We start from the raw sequence: 18,910 nt of genomic DNA, 5'->3' as shown, positions 1-18,910 counted from the left end.
AAACAAAGTTTGTCAATTATCAAGACTCATGTATTAATTGTGCGGCTGAAATCACTGCTTGTCCTAAAGATAACCCGCCATCATTAGCTGGAACTAAGCTGTGAGTAAGTACTTTGATTCCCAATGTTTGTAATCGTTTGGTAACTTGCTCTAACAATATACAATTTTGAAATACTCCTCCTGTTAGGGCTACCTGATAAATCAGATTTTCTTGAGAAAGATGCGTAACCATTTCCACAATTGCATTCGCTAAACCTTGGTGAAATTTGGCAGCCATAACTGGTTGTGGAATCTGCTGCTGTAAGTCATCGAGCAAGGCTAGCCACATTAGGCGCGAGTCTATACAATAAATACTATCTGAAAATCTAAAACTAAAAGGATATATTAGCGTTTCTTTATTATTATTTAAGCTGCTAACATCTACTATAGCTTCCATTGCGATCGCAGCTTGTCCTTCATAGCTACATTCATCTCTATAAATACCGATAGCCGCCGCCACTGCATCGAACAATCGCCCCACTGAAGAAGCTGGAGGAGAGTTAATTCCTTTTTGTATAAGTTGATTGAGTAGCTGAATTGGCTTGTTTTTCAAAAACTTAAATATTTCTAAATCAGTATACTTTTGTTCGCAATCATCCCAAAGATTAGCAGCTACTAATTGAGCATAAGTATTACGCCAAGGCTGATAAATTGCTTGTTCGCCACCAATCATTGCTACTGGTTTAAATGTTGCTAGTCGTTTAAATTTTCGGTAATCTGCTAAAAGAAATTCTCCACCCCAAAGTGTACCATCGTCGCCGTAACCTAAACCATCTAAAGCAATACCTAATATTGGAGGTGAATCTAAAGGAATACCATTTTCTGCCATGCAAGCGGCGATATGAGCGTGATGATGTTGAATTGGATAAATTTTGATTTGATTTGTGTCTGCAAGTTCTTTACCAAGTTTGCTTGAGAGATATTCAGGATGTTTATCAATGGCGATTACTTCTGGTTGATGCTCAAATAAATTTAAGTATAAATTTAAATTTTCTTGGTAAGCGTTGAAAGCGGCAGCATTTTCTAAATCTCCTAGATGTTGAGAGAGAATTGCTTCTCCTTCACGCAATAGGCAAAAGGTATTTTTTAACTCACTGCCCATTGCTAAAATTTGCGGTACTTTGTGAAATCCCAGTGGTAAACTAATTGATGCTGGTGCATATCCTCTAGCACGGCGAATTGTTTGAGCTTTATCACCCCTAACACGCACAACCGAATCATCTACCCGATTAATAATCTCTCGATTGTGCAAGAGAAAATAATCAGCGATTGTCCCTAATTTTTCCCTGACTTCGTCATTATCAATACATTGTGGTTCATCAGCAAAATTGCCACTTGTTAAAACAATTGGGCGATTCATCCGCCGCAGAATTAAATGATGCAAGGGCGTATAAGGTAGCATGAAACCAAGAGTATTTTGCCCTGATGCTACTGACGATGCTAATTGTTTTTTATCTGAAGCCTGTAATAAAACAATTGGTGCAGCAGAACTTGTTAATAATTCTTTTTCTTTGGCGTTGACAATACAATATTGTTCAATTACTTCAATATCTCGCGCCATTAAAGCAAAAGGTTTATGATAGCGCTTTTTTCGCTGGCGCAGTTTTTGTACAACGGTTTCCTGTGTTGCATCGCAAGCTAGATGAATACCACCTAACCCCTTAATTGCCACAATCTCACCTTTTTGCAACAAGGTACAAACAGCATCGACATCATCCAACATCGAAAACATGGAAGCAGTAACCGATTTCCCATCGGCGCGTTCTAACCAAGCTACGGGGCCACAAACATGACAAGCTACAGGTTGGGCGTGAAAACGGCGGTTTTCGACATCGTGGTATTCCTTTCCACATTCGGAACACATTGCAAACGCAGACATACTGGTATTGCATCTGTCATAAGGAATGGCACGAATAATACTCAGGCGGGGGCCGCAATGAGTACAGTTAGTAAAGGGGTAGCGATAAAAGCGGCTAAAGGGGTCGAATATTTCTTGTTGACATTGCAAACAAGTGGCTGCATCAGGGGTAATTTCTGTTTTAATGGCATTACTGACACTAGTAGAAATCACAAAATTATCAAATTTCAATTCACCTTCATAAGGAGTTCTAGTTAGTTGATTAATTCTTGCCAACGGTGGACATTCTGTTTGCAATCTGGCAACAAATTCTGTGATTGCTTTCTCACTACCAGATACCCTAATTAATACGCCTTGTCCATCATTACAAACATCTCCACGTAAGCCGCAGGCTTTAGCCAGACGATATACAGTAGGGCGAAATCCTACTCCCTGAACAGTACCGCGAACTCTAATTTCTTCAGTCGCCATACAAATCCAATTTTCAAAAATTACAAATTACGAATTACGTTAGCGCAGCGTTAGCGAGTCCTCTCTCTTTGGGAGAAGGGGAGACGCCAAGGGCGATAGCGTAGCGTTAGCGAGTCTTCTCCCAAGGGGAGACGCTAAGAGCGAACGAGCGTCACGAGCGTCATTACGAATTACGAATTATTAATCTGCCACAGCAAAATTCTGTTATTTCCAGAATCAGCTATCACTGCTGTATTACCACAAATTTTTATCCCGTAACACCAATTTAAGCTATCTCGTTTAGGTAGTCCGAAATTACGATTTTCACCTTTACTTTGAAAATTTATTTGTCCTGCTAACCCATCTGCCACTACACCTTGCAGTGATAAAATTGATTCTGGCTTTCTCCATCCTAACAACCGGGAATTAGCAGTATCTGCAACTAATAACCAGTCCCCAGCCACCCCGACACCATAAGGCATACTCAAACTACTAGCACTAGGATAATAAACTCCTTGATTCATTTCCACAAAATCAAAGCTTTTTTGTCCTAAAACCACTGCACAAGGGGCATTATTTTCTGTTGGTATTCCCTGCCAAATCATCACCCGGTGATTACCTGCATCGCTGACAACCAGATTTTCTCCCCAAAAGGTGATATCGTGACACCAACGCATACTAGCTGCGGTTGGAGAAGCACCGCCGTTTTCATTGCGAGATATCATATCTGGTTGTCCCAAAACTAAATCAGCTGGTTGACCATTTTCTGTTGGTAATTGATGCCAAATTAATACCCTTCGATTACCTGTATCAGCAATAAATAGCCGTCCTTGATGATAGAAAACACCATAAGGCCAGTGCATTGTACTGGCAGATGCTTGTTGACTTCCCCGATTTGGTTCATTATTAATAAAATTAGCTTGTCCTAATACCAAATCTGCTGGAACATTGTTATCTTCTGGTAAGTTTTTCCAAATTAACACTCGATGATTCCAAGCATCTGCAACAGCTAACCCTTCACCGCAAGCACAAATTCCAGTTGGTACACTTAAGGTTGCGCTTCCCGGTGTACTTTTAGCATTTTGCCCTTCATGATAAAAGTCAAGTTGTCCAATTATCCAATCAGCAGGTTGACTATCTGTTGTGGGTAATTTTTTCCATCCTAATAATCGATGATGTCCTGTATCTGATACCCATAAAGGGCCGGTTTTTGATAACAAACAAACACCACGAGGCCCAAACATTGTTGTGGGGCTGGGTGCTACAGGTATCACTAATTGTTGTGGTTCAATAATGTTACCTAAAATTACCTCTGCACCTTGAGGTGATAGAGGTAAATATTGAGAAATTTCTGTTGCTTCTAGCGGTAATTGTAATGTGGGATTAATTATGATTGGGATATCCATGAACCGCAGATAGACGCTGATAATTATTTAAAAGCATTAATGCTGATTAGCGTGTAACAACAGTAACAATTTTCCCTGATATTTTTATTTCAAATTAAGTTAAAACTTTTAAACAACTTTCGTCTTAATCAATTTTAAAAACCTATTGTTAACCTAAAGTAGCTTTTGCTACATAGCGATATTTGTAATGAGTGCGCGATGTACTGAAATGAGAAAGCAATCAAGCATTTTGAGAAAGCATTTGGGCATTTTGCTTGCTGAATCTACCGAAACGCTTGCTAAATTTACTGAAATGAGAAAGCAATCAGGCATTTTGAGAAAGCATTTAGGCATTTTGCTTGCTAAATTTACTGAAATGAGAAAGCAATCAAGCATTTTGAGAAAGCATTTAGGCATTTTGCTTGCTCAAAACACTAAAATGAATCATTGAATTGCACAAATGAGAAACAATTAAGGTATATTGAGAAAACATTCAGGCATTTTGCTTCCACAAAACACTAAAATGAATGCGCGAACTACTGAAATGAAAAAGCAAAGTAGCCGTGATTTTCTAATCGTCAAGTATATTTGCTGAGATGTTACTTTTACACGATCATTTTTGCAGTTTCACAAAAACCTTATCATCTTTAATTTTTACTGGATACGACTGAAGTGAAACATCAGGTGCTGTTAAGCATTCACCTGTCTCTAACTTGTACTGAAATCCGTGGGAAGGACAGGTAATAATACCATTTTCAACCTTACCCTTATCTAGGGCAGATCCTAGATGAGTGCAAGCATTACGGTAACATTTTACTATAATACCTTGACGGTGTAAAATTAGGGAATTACCAGCAAGTTGTACTGCCAATACACTAAATTCAGGAACTTGCTTAATAGTTGCTACTTTGATCCAAGTAGAAGTTATTTTTGAAGAAAATGGACTAATTAAACCAAAACTTGCATTGTTAACAACCAGGTTATTATTGACCGCAACCACTCTGGTAATTTCGGGACAATGGTTTTTGATTGCTTGTTCTACTCCTTGAGATAAAGTCAAAGTAGAAGCCGGACAACTGCTGCAAGTTCCTATTAATCTGACTTCTACTGTATCTGGGGGCTTAATTGCCACTAGTTCTACATCCCCATTATGGCTTTTTAAATCTGGGCGAACTTCTTCAAGGGCTGTTTGAATTCGCTGTGCTAATGGTGGTTTTGGTGGTTTTACTAGTTCGTGATAAAGCAGCACTGCGTACACTACTTCATCAGTCACAGCATGACGCAAACCTGACATTGATTCTTGCTTGAGGCTTTTGATTAAACTAGTCAATGCTGCTTTGTGCAAAGCTTCAATTGCTCTTTTTAAACCAACTGCTACACACCGGTGGCTTTCATCCCACTCGGATATAATTGCCTCAAAGCGGTTAATTTCCCGAACTAATTCTTCCAGGTTTGTCATTAGTCATTAATCACTTGTACTGAGCGACTCGTGCCGAGCGGAGCCGAGGTAAGTCGAAGTATTAGTCATTGGGCATGGGGCATTGGTTATTCATAAATGACCAATGACAAATTATTTCATTTTGAAGTCTTTGAGGAGAAATGGCATAATCAAACCTGTCACTAGGCTAGATAATGTTATTGGTAAATAGAATGGAATGTCGATTTGTGCAAACAACACTAGTAGTAACGAACCTACAGCAGTAGCAATAGCAGTTCGCTTAACAAAATACATTGGATCGCGCAGTAATTTTCCTTTGAAAAATAACTTGGCAGAAAACCAGCCAATTTCTAACATATTTACTCCTAATAGTTTGTCAATAAATTTAGGATTACAAGCCCTAAAAAAATACCAGGAATTACACCAGCAGGAGCAAATAATGCACCAAGCATTGCTGAAAACTGATAGCCGATATCTTTTCCAGCTAACAGCATTCCACCAATAGCACCGCCGACCATAGACAAGGCTGTTGCTATGACTATCCACACTAATCCTGTTACTATGTTTAAGTCACCATCTGCTAAACTTGTGAGAAAATCTCTCAGAGAAGGGTTTGTTAAGATATCTCTCATGCTGTTTTTTCTCGTGATAATTCGGGAAGTGGGGGGATAAAGGAGATGAGGGGGATGAAGGAGACAAGGGGGCAAGGAGAATAGCCAATTCCCAATGCCCTATTCCTTATTAACTATTTCTGCTTCAATATCTTGTAGGGCTTGGGCTACTATCTCTGCTTGTTCTATTTGTTGATTTTGGGTAAAGATTTCAAAAGCTTGTTGATAGTAAATACGTGCTTGTGAGAGATTTTTAGGATTTCCAAGTTCTGGTTTTTCTGAGTCGTCGGGTAAGTTGAATAAGCCGTTGGCTTTGTTTGAAATTGTGTTAGCGTACTCTAAAGGTGTATCTTGGAGATTACGCACTTTTAGCGCTTCATCATAAGCTGCGATCGCCCGTAAGTTATTTTCCACAGGATGAGAACTCACTAAATATTGCAAAGCATTACCTAAGTTGTTTTGCAACATCGCATATTCTCTAGGATGATCAATCAGATTAATATGCTTTAGTGCTACCTCAAATGATTGCACAGCTAACCCTTGACGCAAGTATTCCCGTTCTGATGCTAGGGGCATAGAAAGGTAAGCGATCGCAATATTGTTATATAAAATCGCGTATTCCTGGGGGTAATCTTCCCAAGTAAACACCCGCAAAGCCTCATGATAAGCCTGAATGCTGTCAGTTATCCGTGCCAAATTGAATGGCACTAGTGACTGCAACACCAGCCCAAAATTCATCTGTGTCTCTGCTACTTCCTCAGGCGTTGCCAATTGCTGTAAAATCGGTAACGCCTCTTCATAACCGACTTTCGCTTGCAGCAACAGTTGGTAATCAGCATCCGGTATTGCTTGTAACGTCCCTGCCATCCCCACTTGCGCCCTGGCTTTTAGTAGGGGATACTCCTCACCACACATTTCATAGGCCCGGTAATATAACCCAACTGCATTTCGCAAGTCTTGGGCAGTTTTGGGCTTTTTTTGAAAACCCTGTGCGATCTCAATCAGCATTTGGATTTTTTCCTCTGCTGAGGCTGACTCCGATGCAACAGCTGCTAACGCAGCCTTCACCGCTGAATCTGTAATGCTGGGGGTCATAACTCTGCCGTACTCTAGCCAATTGGGAATTGAGTCTGTTAACACCCATGAATTATCGAAACACGCGATCGCATTTCATCATGGGCCATACTGATTTACGCAGGCTTCGAGTCCTTTAGGCGGAATTCCCCTTTTTTGTCTGAAACTAGGGATTAGTAACTAGGGATTAAGGAAGAGTTTTCCCAGTACCCAATCCCTAGTCCCCAATCCCTAAAATATAAAACACCCTATTTCTAAAATTCTAGGGGGAAATTGCTAATATTAATGTCAGCTTTAAACACCTAATATTTTTAAAATACTTTTTGTATCATCACTTGACACAATTCAAATATTATTTATTGAATTGTTGACATACCATATATGCACTATCTTACCAGCTAATTTTTGTATATTCCAAAGATTCGCCACGGGATCGTCGAAGTGTAAAATATGTTCATCAACTGTAAAACAAGCTACCTTGAAAACAGACAGTATTTTTTATCGGATCTTTCAGAGTATCCCCAGCACTTTCTTTGAACTGATTAACCAACCGCCCCAACTAGCTAGTGTTTACCAATTTTCTTCAGTCGAAGTCAAACAACTGGCGTTTAGAATCGATGGCGTTTTCCTCCCAAATGCAGCAGCACTACCTATTTATTTTGCAGAAGTGCAATTTCAACCAGACAAAAAGTTATACTCACGTTTATTTACCGAAATTTTTAACTATCTTGACAAAACCGAATTAACTAACAATTGGCGTGGTGTTGTCATCTTCCCCAACCGTAGCGTTGATACTGGAGATACCGAAAGATATACAGAATTACTCAACTCACAACGAGTGACTCGCGTCTATCTTGACGAATTAAGCTCAATTGAAGCATCATCAATCGGCATAGAAACAGTTAAACTCATCATCGAACCCGAATCAACTGCGACAACAAGAGCTATAGAAATAGTCAACAGTGCCCGACAGCAAATTCTAGATGTCGCTACTATTAGGGAAATTATACAATTGATAGAGACGATATTAATCTACAAGTTGCCGCGATTGAGCCAGGAGGAGATCGGAAAAATGTTTGGATCAAATGAGTTAAAGCAAACTAGATTTTACCAAGATGTTTTTGCAGAAGGTAAACAAGAAGGCAGGCAAGAAGGTAGACAAGAAGGTAAACAAGAAGGTAGGCAAGAAGGTAGACAAGAAGCTAAGTTAGAAACGATACCTCAGTTATTAGGGTTGGGTTTAAGTATTCAGCAGATAGCTCAAGCGTTAGGTTTGGACGAACAAGTTGTTAGGCAAGCTGCACAATCGAAATCCTAAAACAGCAGGAGATAGGAAAAATGTTTGGATCAAATGAGTTAAAGCAAACTAGATTTTACCAAGATATTTTTGCAGAAGGTAAACAAGAAGGCAGACAAGAAGCTAAGTTAGAAGCGATACCTCAGTTATTAGGGTTGGGGTTGAGTATTGAGCAGATAGCTCAAGCGTTAGGCTTCGACGAACAAGTTGTTAGGCAAGCTGCACAACCAAAATCTTAAAAAGACTGATATATAGCTGACGGGGTGCAAAACTTTGCACCCCAATATTTTGCTGAATTTGACTCGGTTATTGCATTAAAATCTGACTGCTTAAAATACTCATCCTTTCGCACGAATTAACAGCTAGCAGTAATTATTACAGAGTTTTAGCAGTAATTAATTCAGTACGCGAGGTTATTTAATGCCAGTAAGTAAAAAATAATAATTTTGTTTTTACTGTTTTTTAGTTGCTAAATCTGTTACGAGTATAACAAACATAATAATTTAAAATAATCTCGTCCAATTTTTAGCTATTGTTAATGATTAATTTTTTTTTAATGAAAGTGAATTAAATAAAAAAATATCTTAAAATTGAAAAATAAATATTGATAAGCAGGTGAGACTTTACAAGCATTATCACCTACATCATGCATGGGAAACAATAGAAAAACGCATAGCCGATGACTAACGTACTATGGCTACAGGGTGGTGCTTGTTCGGGTAACACCATGTCATTTCTCAACGCCGAAGAACCGACAGTCTGCGATTTAATTGCCGACTTTGGCATCAATTTGCTTTGGCATCCCTCTTTGGGATTGGAACTAGGGAACAACTTGCAAACAATGCTGCGGGATTGCATTTCTGGGACAATTCCCTTAGATATCTTGGTATTTGAAGGCAGTGTTGTCAATGCTCCCAACGGCACAGGCGAATGGAATCGCTTTGCCGATCGCGCCATGAAAGATTGGTTAGCAGACCTCGCCAAAGTTGCTCAATTTATCGTTGCCGTGGGAGACTGTGCTACATGGGGAGGAATTCCTGCCATGTCACCCAACCCCAGCGAGTCGGAAGGTTTGCAATTTCTCAAGCGTCAAGAAGGCGGCTTTTTAGGTAAAGACTTTCTGTCTCAAGCCGGATTACCTGTAATTAATATACCTGGATGTCCCGCCCATCCCGACTGGATTACGCAGATATTAGTTGCGATCGCTACTGGACGCATAGCAGACATTGCTTTCGACGAACTAAATCGTCCCCAAACCTTCTTCAACACCTATACTCAAACAGGTTGTACCCGCAACGTCCACTTTGCCTACAAAGCCTCAACCGCCGAATTTGGTCAGCGTAAAGGATGCTTATTCTATGACTTAGGTTGTCGCGGCCCCATGACTCATTCCTCTTGCAACCGCATCTTATGGAACCGCGTCTCTTCCAAAACCCGCGCCGGAATGCCTTGTTTAGGTTGTACCGAACCGGAATTTCCCTTCTTTGACTTGAAACCGGGAACCGTATTTAAAACCCAAACAGTCATGGGCGTTCCCAAAGAATTACCAACAGGGGTAAACAAAAAAGACTACGCCTTACTCACAATGATCGCCAAAGATGCAGCACCATCTTGGGCAGAAGAAGACTTTTTTACAGTTTAGTCATTAGTCATTAGTCCTTTGTCATTTGTGAAAAACCAATGACCAATGACCAATGACCAATGACAAATGACCAATGACAAAGGACAAATAACAAATGGGAATTCAATCACTAGACATTTCGCCCGTCGGTAGAGTTGAAGGCGATTTAGATGTCCGAGTTGACATTGAGAATGGACGGGTAGTCAACGCCTGGACACATGCCGAACTTTTCCGAGGATTTGAAGTTATCCTCCGCGGTAAAGACCCCCAAGCCGGATTAATTGTGACACCTCGCATTTGCGGCATTTGCGGCGGTTCTCACCTGACTTGTGCATCTTGGGCATTAGATACAGCTTGGGAAACAGAAGTTCCCCGCAATGCAATTTTGGCGAGAAATCTTGGTCAAATTGTTGAAACAATCCAAAGCATCCCCCGCTATTTTTATGGTTTGTTTGCCATTGATTTAACCAATAAAAAATACCGCCATAGTCGCTTTTATGAGGAAGCTGTTAGACGTTTTGCTGCTTTCACAGGCAAATCTTATGAACTAGGTATAACAATTTCCGCTAAACCTGTAGAAATTTATGCACTATTAGGCGGACAATGGCCTCATTCTAGCTACATGGTTCCTGGTGGTGTAATGTGCGCCCCCACTCTTACAGATATTACCCGTGCTTGGGCGCTTCTCGAATATTTCCGCACCAATTGGTTAGAACCAGTGTGGTTGGGTTGTTCTTTAGAACGCTATGAACAAATCGAGACTTATGAGGACTTCAGAGACTGGTTAGATGAAAACCGAAATCATCGAGATTCCGACTTAGGTTTTTATTGGCGCATGGGTTTAGATATCGGTCTAGATAGATATGGTGCTGGTGTTGGTAAATATGTCACTTGGGGATATTTAGCCCATGAAGATAAATACCAAAAGCCGACTATTGAAGGACGAAATGCGGCGATGATCATGAAAAGTGGAGTGTACGACAGTTTCACACACACTCACACCTTAATGGATCAGTCATTTACCCGCGAGAATACAACTCACTCCTGGTACGATGAAGGCACAGCAGATATTCACCCAAGCGATCGCACCACTAAACCCACTGCAATCAATACAAAAGACTTCGATAACGCCTACTCTTGGTCGAGTGCAGTCCTGCACAAAGACTTTGGACGTTTGGAAACTGGCCCGTTAGCGCGGCAATTAGTAGCTGGTGGTAAACATGGCGAATCTTGGCAGCACTACGACGGATTTATCCTCGATGTCTTCAAACGAATGGGTGGTGCTAGTATTCATGTGCGTCAGCTAGCACGAGTTCACGAACTTGTCAAGTTATATCGTCAAGCTGAACACTGTTTACGCGAATTCAAATTAAACGACCCTTGGTATATCAAACCCACAGAAAAAGATGGCAAGGGTTGGGGTGCAACGGAAGCAGCACGCGGTTCCTTGAGTCACTGGGTAGAAGTGGAGGGCGGTAAGATTAAGAATTACCAAGTCATTGCCCCTGGTACTTGGAATATCGGCCCTCGTGACGGTGAAGGAATCCGCGGCCCTATTGAAGAAGCTTTAATTGGCACACCCATTTACGATTCTAGCGATCCGGTGGAAGTTGGTCATGTGGCGCGATCGTTTGATTCTTGTTTGGTGTGTACAGTTCACGCCCATGATGCTAAGACGGGTGAGGAGTTGGCACGTTTTCGGACTGCTTAGAGGATGTTAATTACGGCGTTGCTGAATCATGGGATGATTTTGCCCAATTTAGAACGAATTCTCAATGGTTTTAACCGCCGATTCATCCCGCATTTATGCAACGCCTTAATTACTAATAGCTAATGGCTAATTATTTTTCAGTTAGTCATTAGCTGTGTTTTTTTACCGTATTAGATATTATGCCATGATTACAAATAGTAAGGGCATGAGGGAAAAGTTTCTGACTTATAACTATAGAAGCTGTTTATGAACAAAAGGTAATTAGGCTATCACAGCCGATTCTATTAGCCGAAGGAACTCGTGTTGAAGTCACTGTGATTTCAGATGAGGCTAAACCTAAGCACAAAACTTCTAGAGAGATTCTGGCAGAAATTGCAACCATGCCCTTAGAAGTTAGCAATGATAAATTTTCTGGTGGAGATCATGACACTATTCTTTATCCGGTGTATAGTGCAGTAACGGTGTACCGCAGTGTTAGGTTTCACAATATCAAAGACTATTGTCTCAAGAGTTCATGTAACGTATTATGAATTTCAAAGATGAAGAAACTAATATACTGAATACTATCCAAGTAATTCTGCCAACAATTTGTTTAGTCAATTTTTTATTATTATTTTCAAACTCCTCTAGAGCTTTTTCATCTCCTCGTGTAATAGAAAAGCTTGGATACTCCTCAAATTTATTTACTCGTTTATATATAAAATTTTCAATTTTAAATCCCAAAAATAACCCAATTAGAAAAATTGCTGCCAGAAATATGAAAATATTTTGTAGTGTTTCAACTGAGATTTCTTCTTTGATTCCTAAAATAGTAAACAAGTAATTTGAGTATTGGCATACAATTATTAAAAGCACGATAGGCGATGCGTAACGAATAATCTCGCTTAAGAACTTCCCTTGCTTTTTGAAAAACCTATGAACAAAGCTAGATTCAGGAGAATCTCTCAAACCCTCATACCAATTGCTCACGACATTCAATAATTCGATTGCAATAATATTATTGACAAAATCAACTTTACAGATACTAGAAGATCGCGCCTCTATTAACTCCTGAATATTATCACTTGTAAGAATTAGCTGAAACATATCTTTAGGTGGAATATAATTACCAAGCCTTAACTTTATAGAATGTCTTTGAGGAATCTGATAGCCCGGTAATTTAATTACAAAATCCCAGTGGATCGTAACCGTTTGAATTCTTTCATTAATAGTGTTCCAATTCTCTCTTTCAAATTCAACCCAAGTAGAGTAGTCCTTAATTTTTTTATTTGAGAGAATGAAATTAATTGATCCAATACTTGCGGTTAGATCATGATTCCTGAGTTTAGCTTGTATTTGTTCATTGATATTTATGATATCCCCTAGTTCCAAAGTCTTTTTACCTGGAAGTAAACGGATCTCTGTATCAGGCTTTGCATTAAGTTGAAAAAAGAGAGACCTAAAATCATCAAGGGACATATTTGATCCAGTCTGTTGTGGAACAATACTTGAATTTTCAGAGGTTTGAGAGTCATTCATGACAGTAAATTTTGCAGTATATAGAGTCAAAATTATAACTTTTATAATTTTTAAATGTCTACATTACAGCCTAATAGCACAGCTTACCAATGGCAGATATCTGTAAAATAAATGAACAGAAAGGTTGCTGGGTTATCCGCTCCACGGCGTTGTTTGCCTGTTGTTAGAACTAAAAATTAGGTGTTTGAAATTAATTAAGTGTAAATACTTAGTTTTGCCGATTGACGATGAACGAACCACAAAAAGCACGTTTACTTGACTAAATAAGCACACCAACCTTGCGATCGCTCTATTCAAGAATGATAGTTACTGTATATACCACCAAAGAAGCGATCGCTCTTGCACCACGATCACAAAAAAACTAAACTTAGTTTACAGACTTAGTTTAATCTTATGGAAACTGTAAATATTCATCAAGCTAAAACGAATCTCTCAAAGCTGTTGTCACGCGTAGAACTTGGAGAAGAAATTATTATTTCCAACCGAGGTATTCCGATCGCCAAGTTGGTTCCGTTTCGCTCCTCATCAAATCGACTCAATAGTTTAGGGCAAGATAAAGGGCGTTTTGTAGTGCCAGATGATTTCAATGCCCCTTTACCAGAAGAAATTTTGGCAGCATTTGAGGGCAGTCAAGAGTGAAACTTTTGCTAGATATGCAGTGCTGGTTATGGTGGTTTACCCAACCAGAGCTTTTGAATGAAGCAGCAATCGCCCATATTGCTGATGAAACCAATGAATTGTGGCTCTCAGTTGCCAGTATTTGGGAAATGGGGATAAAAGTTGCGATCGGAAAGTTACCACTGGCAGACCCCCTAGACAGTTATATTTCTAGTCGGATGATGGTATTAGCAATGCGCTCGCTAGAAATTACAGCTTCTCATGCTTTACAAGCGGCTGCTTTACCTTTGCATCACCGAGATCCTTTTGACAGAATGTTGATTGCACAGGCTCAGATAGAAGATATGACGCTTGTGAGTGCCGATTCAATGTTTAATCAGTACGACATTTCGCTACTTTGGGCAGCCAAATCGTGAGATTTTAACATTTGATTTCTGGTTAAGTGTTAAACCTCATCGCCACTCCAGCATTTCTTCAATCGTCAAACCAATATCACTCGCAATCTGCCCTAGCAACCTTGGTGAGATGTGACGCCCTTTGTGAAATGGGACATGTTGTTCCTTGTCCATCTTCGTGTCGAAACTATTTGTGTGACCCCTTCTGACGTACCTCCACAAACCCAAGGCTCTCCAATATTCGTACAACTTCTTGTGGTTTCAGAACAGGAATATTACTCATGGTCTACTGAACCACAATCTGTTGTATACCTACAAACTCTGTCTCGAATACCAGATACTCGTCCTCTAGAAGTATTTCAATAACTTCACGCAAATTTTCCTGCAATTCATCCAAGGTTTCAGCTTGAGAATGCGCTCCAGGAAAGCCAGGGACATACCCAACATAGAACTTAGTATCAGGATCTCTTTCAGCGATCGCAGTAAAAGTTTTCATATCACAATCATAGACAAGGCTCACTTTACAGCTTACAGGATTGGTCATCTACCTGAGCGTAGACGTAACCCGTCATAGACATCGCCTTTGTACCATTATCACAATCAGACTAAACTTACTTACCCCCTAGAAGCAATAGCAAAAAACAGATTTATCAACGCTCTACCAAAAAATAGCCAATCCAACCAAAATACAATGTGAAGAATTGCTATTACCCAAAATACAACTTGATAAGAAACTTTGCTGCTTTTGTGACGTAGCCTCTGTTGAGCAACAAATGCACCTAACCAACCACCCATAAATTCGCACAGATGCAAAGTATTTTCTTGCCTTCTCCATCGTCCTTGTTGTGCGCGAGACTTATCATCGGCATATAGCCTAAAGGTAATGAAACTCATGACAGGATAAAGAATTAGCGGAATTAGGTTGCCAGATGTTAGTGCAAGGTGGATTGAACCTAACCCAGGTAGTAAAGATAGAAGTAATGTATTTAATGCTAATGATAAAGATTTGTCTACAGTTCTGGATATAGACTTCTTTGGTGCAGTAGAAGATAAGGATTTTGATTTAACTTCTTCGATAGAAGCATTACAAGCCCGCACTTTGCCATCTTTACTAGCTGTTAATTGATAACAAATGAAATCACCAACTTGGGGACGACGGTTAACGTCTTTCAATGCCGTAATGTGTAAAAAGACTTCTTGACTACCATCATGCGGTTGTATGAAACCAAACCCGCGATCGTCCTTCCATCTGATTAATTGGCCTTTGTGTAAAGTAGGTTTCATGAACAAATCATATATTTATACCTGTCTTATAGTGTGCCCTTGTCTACACAAATAGACAACACCAAAAATACGTAGGCATAGCCCGTCGGAGACATCGCACCACCAACTCTTTTAACCGGGGAGTGAGGAGTGGGGAAAATGAGGGAGAAATAACCTATTCCCAATGCCCTATTCCTAATGCCTCATATTCAAAACTCGTAGCGTAACACACTAAAACTTATAGAAATAGTGGGTTAGGCTTGCATTAATGCACTCCGACAAAACAGAAATTTACACGGTAAGCTTGTGTCTGATTTAGCGCTACATAATTATCTCCCTCGCGTTCCTGATGCAGCATTGCAAGAATACATAGAATGGTGTGTTTTAGAACAGGCTAAAGCCGCAGAATGTAACTTTACTCCTGATAAAAGTAAGTTAGATAATTTGCCGCCAGAAGACTACGTTCCTAAACTTGTAGAGCAGTTCATGAAAGTTAAACCAGACCCAATTAAAGCTGGTTTAGTAGCTGCGATCGCTGGTAAGGAAGCTGACAAACATGATTTATCTGGTTTAGCGATCGCTGCTGATTTTGTATCTCTTTATGTCAAGTATTTAATTCCTAAAGAAGGAAGTACTAAAGAACAGGCTGAAGAGATATTAACTCAAGCATCACAACATCAGTATGATAAACTGACTGAAGTTGCCAAGAAACATGGTGTAGAATTCTAGTTTCCTGCTGATAAATTATTTTTCAGAGGCTTTGTCTGTATTATTAGTCAGAGCCTCTGTTTCAGTCACTACTGATTGCCTGGATTACAAACTTTAATTACTGTTAATTGTTGAATTGCGATCGTTCCGTAGACAAATAAGCGATCGCGCTTTAACAGAATTTGCAACTGCTTAAACAATTAAATCTTATTCCATGCTCACTATTATTGGTTGCGGCAATCTAAATCGCAATGACGATGCAGTAGGCGTAATCATTGCCCAACGCTTACAAAAATATCTAGCTGAAAACCCTCATCCTCATGTGCAAGTATATGATTGTGGCACCGCAGGGATGGAAGTAATGTTTCAAGCTAGAGGTAGTAAACAATTAGTAATTATTGATGCAAGTTCAACTGGTTCTGAACCGGGTACTGTATTTAAAGTTCCAGGAAAAGAACTGGAAGCTTTGCCAGAACCTAGTTATAACTTGCACGATTTTCGTTGGGATAATGCTTTAGCCGCCGGACGGAAAATCTTTCAAAATGACTTTCCCGAAGATATAACAGTTTATTTAATTGAGGCGGCAAATCTTGGTTTTGGACTGGAGTTAAGTCCTGCTATCAAATATTCTGCTGATTTGGTTTTTGAAGAGGTAGCTGCACTTATCAGCCAGAATAATAAGTAAAAATTTCTAACTCCTAACTCTTTTCTTAAGCCCAATCCCGATAAACAGAAAGTTCATCTACCCTCATTTCAAAAGGTACGCCTTGACTTTCTGGCGGACAAACACGGATTTTCGCACTGTCAACAATTCCATGTAGCAATGTCCCCATTGGCACAATTTTTTGTAAAACACGCCAATTAGTAACTTGATCGGGACATTCAATTACCAATGTCAGAGCATTGGCATGGGTTGTAACATACCACCGACAATTAGATAGTAAATTTTGAATTGTGCGATCGCACGCGTCATAAAAGTATCTGCTAATAGAATCCTCTAGTTGTTGCCGCAGTATAATATCCGCCGATGTCGGTTGTATTGGATGTGAGTCATCACCATTGAAGTAATACATCTTTCTAGCCATCTTGTTGAGCTTCCTGCTTATATTCCAATCACCATTCCATAAAGTACATCTTTATTTGTTTCTAATAATTCTTGGGTTTCGTCATCATAATAAGCACCAATACCACTACATTGAATTCCCAAATAATTACTAGTTAAATAAAGTCTTTGTCCGAGAAACCCAGCTATTTGCATAGCAGTTTGATAATTTAAATAATCTGACACAAAAAATAAAGTTACAGCGCTATCTCTTGCAATAGCCTGATTAATACATAAGTAACCTGTCTTTTCACTAAAATTACCCGTTTTAACCAGATGTGTACCTCTATATAACCCAGGTGTCATTCCCTCTACCCGATGCACCACTGAGTAAATTTCTATTTCCTCATAATTTTCTGTCGGTATTGACTGCTGAAGTTGTTGCACTACATATAAATAATCTTCTTGAGAAATAGCCTCTTTCCGGAAACGTCTAATAGAACGTCTATCCCAAACAGTTTGATAAAATTTATCCTGTTCAAAATCAAATTGAGGATACTCTAATTTTTGCTGACGACTCTTTTCTAGAGTAGTTGCTTGATAGGCATCTTCGATAAATTGATTAGCTTCAAAATAATCAGTACCACAGACAAAAGGAACTTTCAGCCTTAAGTGTCTGATTTTCTTGTCTTGTACTTCTCCTGACACTGCACAAGCAGTGATAAACTCTTTATTCTCAAATCCCAAATCCGAATTGAGAGTGAGTTTATCAAAGTCAAAAACTAGTTGTATATCTCGGTTGTGGAGAAAAGCTGAAGCTGCGATCGCACCTAAATGGTGTCCGCTATCTAAGAAGCAATATCTCATGCTCCTGTTTTGATATTTCCAGCTAGACCTATAATAAACACAACTAACTAAAAAGATGAATCCGTTGATACTTTTACCCGGTATAATATAACTCTCTAACCCATCATCAATTAATTCATAGATGAGAGTTAGACAATTATTCTCAACTTCTAGATGGTATATACCATTTACTATTCCCTCAATACCGCGAACCTGTACGTAAACTTCTGTAGGATACAGAGCGCCTGCTGATGGATTCACCCGTAATTTATAAGGGCCATCTTTATATACTTTTTCTAGGGTTATCGCACTGGTTAATGAGATAAAAGCATGAACAGGATTATTGAGATTTAATTTCACTCTCCGATAAAACTTGGGATAAACTTTAAATGAAGATGGCTGTGTTGAAGCATCTACATAATTTGGAGCGAGCTGTACCGATAAGTAAGAATGCTTGGTAGCGTCATGATAGGCTTTGCCCGATATCTGACTGAATGGCATTTTTAAGTATCCTTAAGACTTCTACGTTACTAGCAAAATCTATGGCTTTATAATCGTCTAAGTTTTTTAAATATAAATTAGGATGATGTTGTAAAAGTAACTTGACGACTTCTATCTTTCCGGCTGATGCTGCGTACATTAAAACAGTTGCACCGTTATCATTTTGATTGTTAATGTTAATGTTATGAGCCAGCAGTAAATCAATTAAATCATAGTGATTACCAAAACAAGCAAACCACAAAGCATTGTTGCGATCGCTATTTTGAGCATTGATATCCGCACCTGCATCAATTAGTTCTTTGACGACTGTATAAACTCCTTCTCTTGTCGCTTTCATTAAAGCTGTATCGCCATTTTCACCCGGCTGATTTAAATCGCTAGGATTATAGCTTTTTGTTATTAGCCATTGGGTTGTTGCTTCACTCAAATTTGGACTGGTAGTTCGATTCATCGATATTCCTTAGTTAACTTTATTTCTGCCAATTTACTAATATAAATTTGCTTGACAAACAGAATGGTGAGCAATGCCCACCAT

General features: G+C 39.4%; 23 protein-coding genes. 10 read left to right on the top strand and 13 right to left on the bottom strand.

What is annotated here, in order from left to right; genetic code table 11:
• Positions 1-19: 19 nt before the first annotated feature.
• Together hypF and V7L12_RS30415 are read right to left on the bottom strand one after the other, a co-directional pair.
• Positions 20-2,368, bottom strand: coding sequence for a carbamoyltransferase HypF (hypF, locus tag V7L12_RS30420; RefSeq protein WP_335090094.1), 2,349 nt, complete (start codon positions 2,366-2,368; stop codon positions 20-22).
• A gap of 170 nt (positions 2,369-2,538) precedes the next feature.
• A complete protein-coding gene (locus tag V7L12_RS30415) occupies positions 2,539-3,753 on the bottom strand; it encodes a hypothetical protein (protein WP_335090092.1) in 1,215 nt (404 codons plus the stop codon).
• A 208-nt stretch (positions 3,754-3,961) separates the two neighbouring features.
• Between V7L12_RS30415 and V7L12_RS30410 the strand changes: the two genes are divergently transcribed.
• Entirely contained in the window at positions 3,962-4,183 is a 222-nt protein-coding gene (locus V7L12_RS30410; protein WP_335090091.1) for a hypothetical protein, read from the top strand.
• Positions 4,184-4,345: 162 nt separating this feature from the next.
• Here V7L12_RS30410 and V7L12_RS30405 read toward each other — a convergent pair whose 3' ends face one another.
• From V7L12_RS30405 to V7L12_RS30390, 4 genes are all read right to left on the bottom strand, one after another.
• Positions 4,346-5,191, bottom strand: a complete 846-nt coding sequence (locus V7L12_RS30405; RefSeq protein WP_335090089.1) for a NifU family protein — start codon at positions 5,189-5,191, stop codon at positions 4,346-4,348.
• A 111-nt stretch (positions 5,192-5,302) separates the two neighbouring features.
• The gene (locus tag V7L12_RS30400) at positions 5,303-5,527 is read right to left on the bottom strand and encodes a hypothetical protein (protein ID WP_335090087.1); all 225 of its coding nucleotides are present in this window, start codon (positions 5,525-5,527) and stop codon (positions 5,303-5,305) included.
• An 8-nt stretch (positions 5,528-5,535) separates the two neighbouring features.
• A complete protein-coding gene (locus V7L12_RS30395) occupies positions 5,536-5,802 on the bottom strand; it encodes a hypothetical protein (protein WP_335090086.1) in 267 nt (88 codons plus the stop codon).
• 99 nt (positions 5,803-5,901) lie between these two features.
• A complete protein-coding gene (locus tag V7L12_RS30390) occupies positions 5,902-6,876 on the bottom strand; it encodes a hypothetical protein (protein ID WP_335090126.1) in 975 nt (324 codons plus the stop codon).
• A gap of 457 nt (positions 6,877-7,333) precedes the next feature.
• Here V7L12_RS30390 and V7L12_RS30385 point away from each other — a divergent pair, with 457 nt between their 5' ends.
• From V7L12_RS30385 to V7L12_RS30365, 5 genes are all read left to right on the top strand, one after another.
• Positions 7,334-8,173 carry an Rpn family recombination-promoting nuclease/putative transposase gene (locus V7L12_RS30385; protein ID WP_335090084.1) on the top strand — a complete coding sequence of 280 codons (840 nt, stop codon included), beginning with the start codon at positions 7,334-7,336 and terminating at the stop codon, positions 8,171-8,173.
• 20 nt (positions 8,174-8,193) lie between these two features.
• Positions 8,194-8,391 carry a hypothetical protein gene (locus V7L12_RS30380; protein WP_335090082.1) on the top strand — a complete coding sequence of 66 codons (198 nt, stop codon included), beginning with the start codon at positions 8,194-8,196 and terminating at the stop codon, positions 8,389-8,391.
• Between the two features lie 440 nt (positions 8,392-8,831).
• Positions 8,832-9,794, top strand: coding sequence for a hydrogenase small subunit (locus V7L12_RS30375; protein WP_334822809.1), 963 nt, complete (start codon positions 8,832-8,834; stop codon positions 9,792-9,794).
• 94 nt (positions 9,795-9,888) lie between these two features.
• Positions 9,889-11,484 carry a nickel-dependent hydrogenase large subunit gene (locus V7L12_RS30370; RefSeq protein WP_334822811.1) on the top strand — a complete coding sequence of 532 codons (1,596 nt, stop codon included), beginning with the start codon at positions 9,889-9,891 and terminating at the stop codon, positions 11,482-11,484.
• 227 nt (positions 11,485-11,711) lie between these two features.
• A complete protein-coding gene (locus tag V7L12_RS30365; RefSeq protein WP_335090124.1) occupies positions 11,712-12,014 on the top strand; it encodes an antitoxin family protein in 303 nt (100 codons plus the stop codon).
• On the opposite strand, the gene V7L12_RS30360 is transcribed toward V7L12_RS30365, so the two are convergent.
• Complete coding sequence (locus V7L12_RS30360; protein WP_335090080.1) at positions 11,989-13,002, bottom strand: hypothetical protein; 1,014 nt, start codon at positions 13,000-13,002, stop codon at positions 11,989-11,991. The genes V7L12_RS30365 and V7L12_RS30360 overlap by 26 nt on opposite strands.
• A gap of 393 nt (positions 13,003-13,395) precedes the next feature.
• Between V7L12_RS30360 and V7L12_RS30355 the strand changes: the two genes are divergently transcribed.
• Entirely contained in the window at positions 13,396-13,641 is a 246-nt protein-coding gene (locus V7L12_RS30355) for a type II toxin-antitoxin system Phd/YefM family antitoxin (protein ID WP_335090078.1), read from the top strand.
• Positions 13,638-14,036 carry a type II toxin-antitoxin system VapC family toxin gene (locus V7L12_RS30350; protein WP_335090077.1) on the top strand — a complete coding sequence of 133 codons (399 nt, stop codon included), beginning with the start codon at positions 13,638-13,640 and terminating at the stop codon, positions 14,034-14,036. Before V7L12_RS30355 ends, V7L12_RS30350 begins: the two co-directional genes overlap by 4 nt.
• Positions 14,037-14,202: 166 nt before the next feature.
• Here the strand turns inward: V7L12_RS30350 and V7L12_RS30345 are convergent, their stop codons facing one another.
• The 3 genes from V7L12_RS30345 to V7L12_RS30335 all read right to left on the bottom strand — a co-directional run bounded on the left by V7L12_RS30345 (position 14,203) and on the right by V7L12_RS30335 (position 15,299).
• A complete protein-coding gene (locus V7L12_RS30345) occupies positions 14,203-14,298 on the bottom strand; it encodes a type II toxin-antitoxin system HicA family toxin (RefSeq protein WP_335090075.1) in 96 nt (31 codons plus the stop codon).
• 3 nt (positions 14,299-14,301) lie between these two features.
• Positions 14,302-14,511 carry a type II toxin-antitoxin system HicB family antitoxin gene (locus V7L12_RS30340; protein WP_335090074.1) on the bottom strand — a complete coding sequence of 70 codons (210 nt, stop codon included), beginning with the start codon at positions 14,509-14,511 and terminating at the stop codon, positions 14,302-14,304.
• A 119-nt stretch (positions 14,512-14,630) separates the two neighbouring features.
• Positions 14,631-15,299: a DUF1294 domain-containing protein gene (locus V7L12_RS30335; RefSeq protein ID WP_335090072.1), complete on the bottom strand. Its 669-nt coding sequence runs from the start codon at positions 15,297-15,299 to the stop codon at positions 14,631-14,633.
• A 285-nt stretch (positions 15,300-15,584) separates the two neighbouring features.
• Between V7L12_RS30335 and V7L12_RS30330 the strand changes: the two genes are divergently transcribed.
• Positions 15,585-16,007, top strand: a complete 423-nt coding sequence (locus V7L12_RS30330; protein ID WP_335090070.1) for a hypothetical protein — start codon at positions 15,585-15,587, stop codon at positions 16,005-16,007.
• A 193-nt stretch (positions 16,008-16,200) separates the two neighbouring features.
• Positions 16,201-16,671 (top strand): hydrogenase maturation protease, encoded by a 471-nt coding sequence (locus V7L12_RS30325; RefSeq protein WP_335090068.1) that lies wholly within the window; start codon positions 16,201-16,203, stop codon positions 16,669-16,671.
• A gap of 25 nt (positions 16,672-16,696) precedes the next feature.
• Here V7L12_RS30325 and V7L12_RS30320 read toward each other — a convergent pair whose 3' ends face one another.
• Genes V7L12_RS30320 through V7L12_RS30310 form a run of 3 tightly spaced genes read right to left on the bottom strand, consistent with a single transcriptional unit; the run spans position 16,697 to position 18,826 of the window.
• The gene (locus V7L12_RS30320) at positions 16,697-17,071 is read right to left on the bottom strand and encodes a hypothetical protein (RefSeq protein ID WP_334928189.1); all 375 of its coding nucleotides are present in this window, start codon (positions 17,069-17,071) and stop codon (positions 16,697-16,699) included.
• Between the two features lie 17 nt (positions 17,072-17,088).
• A complete protein-coding gene (locus V7L12_RS30315) occupies positions 17,089-18,375 on the bottom strand; it encodes a SagB/ThcOx family dehydrogenase (protein ID WP_335090066.1) in 1,287 nt (428 codons plus the stop codon).
• Positions 18,338-18,826 (bottom strand): ankyrin repeat domain-containing protein, encoded by a 489-nt coding sequence (locus V7L12_RS30310; RefSeq protein ID WP_335090064.1) that lies wholly within the window; start codon positions 18,824-18,826, stop codon positions 18,338-18,340. Before V7L12_RS30310 ends, V7L12_RS30315 begins: the two co-directional genes overlap by 38 nt.
• Positions 18,827-18,910 lie beyond the last annotated feature (84 nt).

This window comes from Nostoc sp., assembly GCF_036918245.1.
Taxonomy (GTDB): Bacteria; Cyanobacteriota; Cyanobacteriia; order Cyanobacteriales; family Nostocaceae; genus Nostoc.
The sequence above is the reverse complement of the archived record's forward strand: the minus strand, read 5'-3'. Positions and strand labels throughout refer to the sequence as shown.

Excerpts from the sequence above, each read along its gene's own strand:
- hypF (WP_335090094.1), bottom strand. The coding sequence starts at position 2,368 with ATGGCGACTGAAGAAATTAGAGTTCGCGGTACTGTTCAGGGAGTAGGA.
- V7L12_RS30415 (WP_335090092.1), bottom strand. The coding sequence starts at position 3,753 with ATGGATATCCCAATCATAATTAATCCCACATTACAATTACCGCTAGAA.
- V7L12_RS30410 (WP_335090091.1), top strand. The coding sequence starts at position 3,962 with ATGAGAAAGCAATCAAGCATTTTGAGAAAGCATTTGGGCATTTTGCTT.
- V7L12_RS30405 (WP_335090089.1), bottom strand. The coding sequence starts at position 5,191 with ATGACAAACCTGGAAGAATTAGTTCGGGAAATTAACCGCTTTGAGGCA.
- V7L12_RS30400 (WP_335090087.1), bottom strand. The coding sequence starts at position 5,527 with ATGTTAGAAATTGGCTGGTTTTCTGCCAAGTTATTTTTCAAAGGAAAA.
- V7L12_RS30395 (WP_335090086.1), bottom strand. The coding sequence starts at position 5,802 with ATGAGAGATATCTTAACAAACCCTTCTCTGAGAGATTTTCTCACAAGT.
- V7L12_RS30390 (WP_335090126.1), bottom strand. The coding sequence starts at position 6,876 with ATGACCCCCAGCATTACAGATTCAGCGGTGAAGGCTGCGTTAGCAGCT.
- V7L12_RS30380 (WP_335090082.1), top strand. The coding sequence starts at position 8,194 with ATGTTTGGATCAAATGAGTTAAAGCAAACTAGATTTTACCAAGATATT.
- V7L12_RS30375 (WP_334822809.1), top strand. The coding sequence starts at position 8,832 with ATGACTAACGTACTATGGCTACAGGGTGGTGCTTGTTCGGGTAACACC.
- V7L12_RS30370 (WP_334822811.1), top strand. The coding sequence starts at position 9,889 with ATGGGAATTCAATCACTAGACATTTCGCCCGTCGGTAGAGTTGAAGGC.
- V7L12_RS30360 (WP_335090080.1), bottom strand. The coding sequence starts at position 13,002 with ATGAATGACTCTCAAACCTCTGAAAATTCAAGTATTGTTCCACAACAG.
- V7L12_RS30355 (WP_335090078.1), top strand. The coding sequence starts at position 13,396 with ATGGAAACTGTAAATATTCATCAAGCTAAAACGAATCTCTCAAAGCTG.
- V7L12_RS30345 (WP_335090075.1), bottom strand. The coding sequence starts at position 14,298 with ATGAGTAATATTCCTGTTCTGAAACCACAAGAAGTTGTACGAATATTG.
- V7L12_RS30340 (WP_335090074.1), bottom strand. The coding sequence starts at position 14,511 with ATGAAAACTTTTACTGCGATCGCTGAAAGAGATCCTGATACTAAGTTC.
- V7L12_RS30335 (WP_335090072.1), bottom strand. The coding sequence starts at position 15,299 with ATGAAACCTACTTTACACAAAGGCCAATTAATCAGATGGAAGGACGAT.
- V7L12_RS30325 (WP_335090068.1), top strand. The coding sequence starts at position 16,201 with ATGCTCACTATTATTGGTTGCGGCAATCTAAATCGCAATGACGATGCA.
- V7L12_RS30320 (WP_334928189.1), bottom strand. The coding sequence starts at position 17,071 with ATGGCTAGAAAGATGTATTACTTCAATGGTGATGACTCACATCCAATA.
- V7L12_RS30315 (WP_335090066.1), bottom strand. The coding sequence starts at position 18,375 with ATGCCATTCAGTCAGATATCGGGCAAAGCCTATCATGACGCTACCAAG.
- V7L12_RS30310 (WP_335090064.1), bottom strand. The coding sequence starts at position 18,826 with ATGAATCGAACTACCAGTCCAAATTTGAGTGAAGCAACAACCCAATGG.